Annotated in this window: 1 protein-coding gene; it reads right to left on the reverse strand. The window is 64.9% G+C overall.

The window, feature by feature from the left end:
• Positions 1-555: DEAD/DEAH box helicase (locus tag BGN97_RS04755; RefSeq protein ID WP_292698471.1), on the reverse strand; the 555-nt coding region annotated here is incomplete at both ends.

Below are 555 nucleotides of genomic sequence, written 5' to 3' on the forward strand. Positions count from 1 at the left end.
GTCATCCGCCTTCTGCGTGGCGATCTGCCGTGCGCGAGCGCCGCGCTGGTCGGTCTGTCGCAGATAGCGGCGTAGTTCGCCGAGAGCGAGGTTGTTGCTGCGAGTGCCAGTAACAGGGGTAGCACCGGTGTACCGGCCGAAGTAGAACCGGTGCCCGTTGCGGTTGGCGTCCAGCCATGCGCGGATGCCATCGTTGTCGAGGGCGCGGCGCAGGCGGATGAGCTGATCATCGACGAGGGCGTTCATCGGGTACAGGACGATGGTGCGCACGGCGGCTTCGCGGCCGGTTTCCCCTTCGCGCTGAGGACGGTACGGATTGCCTTCGGAAGTCCACCAGTCGTCTGGTGACGTCCCGTGTCCGGTCCAGGTCCGGGATTCGCTCAGCAGTGAAGACAGGACCGGCATGAGGAATGACTCGGTCTTACCGGAGCCGGTTCCGGCGGTTATGACCATGTGCTGGCCTGGCTGAACTCCCGCGGTGAGGGCTTCTTCCTGGTGCCGGTATAGCGAGGGGACTCCCTGTAGCAGGCCTGTGCTGATGAAGTCGGCCAGGTC

It is taken from the genome of Microbacterium sp. 69-10, assembly GCF_001897945.1.
GTDB lineage: Bacteria > Actinomycetota > Actinomycetes > Actinomycetales > Microbacteriaceae > Microbacterium.